The 1493-nt window shown below is 41.3% G+C and carries 1 protein-coding gene; it reads left to right on the plus strand.

The features are described from left to right. Nucleotides 1-86 precede the first annotated feature (86 nt). Nucleotides 87-1094 (plus strand): IS110 family RNA-guided transposase, encoded by a 1008-nt coding sequence (locus HR060_RS19085; RefSeq protein ID WP_174201855.1) that lies wholly within the window; start codon nt 87-89, stop codon nt 1092-1094. The last annotated feature ends 399 nt before the right edge of the window (nt 1095-1493 follow it).

The following is a 1493-nucleotide window of genomic DNA, read 5'->3' on the forward strand; positions in this document are numbered from 1 at the left end:
CTGATAATCCTCTAAGACAGCCTCGCTCCTTGCATTGACTTTCAGCACTAAACTGAAAGTTGAACCCAAAACAAACAGGAGGCTGTATGAACTATTTTAGCGCAATAGATTTACATTCCAACAATGCTTATTTAGTCGTTTTGGATGAGGAGGATAACAGCGTGTATGAGAAGCGATTACCCAATGAGCTTGCTCTCATTATTGATGCGCTCCAGCCCTTTAAAAATGATTTAGTTGGGGTAGCGGTCGAATCCACTTTTAACTGGTATTGGCTCGTTGATGGTTTGATGGCGCACGGTTTTAAACTCCATCTGGTCAACACAACTGCGGTGCAAACCTATTCGGGTTTGAAATATACAAACGATGTTCATGATGCGAGGTGGCTCGCCAAATTATTACGGCTCGGGATTTTACCCACAGGTTATATCTATCCAAAACAAACGCGTAAGTTACGTGACTTACTCAGAAAACGCAGTGGTCTCGTACAACAACGCACACTCAATATTGCCAGTTTTAAAAGTTTATACTCAAGACAATTGGGCATTACCTTAAACACCAATGCCATTCATAAAGATATAGACCAGTTTACCTTTACCGACCCCATGCTCGAAGCCATTGCCGCCCCGCATAAACGTTTATATCGCTTACTAACACATGAAATTAAACAACAAGAGGTCATCATCAAAAATCATTTAACACCTCAACTCGATTACCAAGGTTTGCAAACCGTACCTGGTATTGGGCAAATTTTAGCGGCCACAATACTATTAGAAACAGGCAATATTGAACGATTTGAAAAGGTCGGTAATTACGCCTCCTATTGCCGTTGTGTCAAAAGCACACGTATCAGTAATCAAAAAACGAAAGGCAAAGGCAATGCTAAAAATGGCAACCGTTATTTGTCTTGGGCTTATGCTGAAGCTGCACATTTTGCCATTCGTTATGCTAAACCGATTAAGCGTTTTTATGAGCGAAAAAAACAAAAAAGCAACGGTATCATTGCGATGAAAGCCGTGGCACATAAACTGGCTCGGGCTTGTTATTTTATGATGAAAAACCATGTTGAGTTTGATATGCAATTAGCCTTTAGTTAATGGAAAGCGGTAAGCCAGCCAAGGGGTTGGAATAACCATTAGACCGTGATTGGATGCCGTTTTCCGCCTAGTTTTATACTTCGCCCAGTAGGTAAGCCGACAAAGGGTTGGGCTCAGAACCACAAGACGCTGTGCGTGATTTGGATACTTATTGGTACCGGATAATTTTTGAGGCGTAAGCCAAGGCAACATGGTTTGTGTAACATGATTGCTTAATTCAGATGGGTGACTGATGCGAAGTGTTTCGACATCAATTGATTAAAATGCGAGATGAAGTGTAACTAAAGCGGTTGGCTGAGCTTAAGTGCAAGCGGTTGAACAGATTTATTGATTTTTTCATCCTGAAACAATCAAAAAATCCGTTCGTCTTCTTTACAACGGCTTCTTAATGGGTGACCC

The organism is Marinifaba aquimaris, assembly GCF_013328345.1.
Taxonomy (GTDB): domain Bacteria; phylum Pseudomonadota; class Gammaproteobacteria; order Enterobacterales; family Alteromonadaceae; genus Marinifaba; species Marinifaba aquimaris.

Bases quoted from the DNA above. Each gene is read 5' to 3' on its own strand.
- HR060_RS19085 (WP_174201855.1), top strand. From the start codon at position 87: ATGAACTATTTTAGCGCAATAGATTTACATTCCAACAATGCTTATTTA.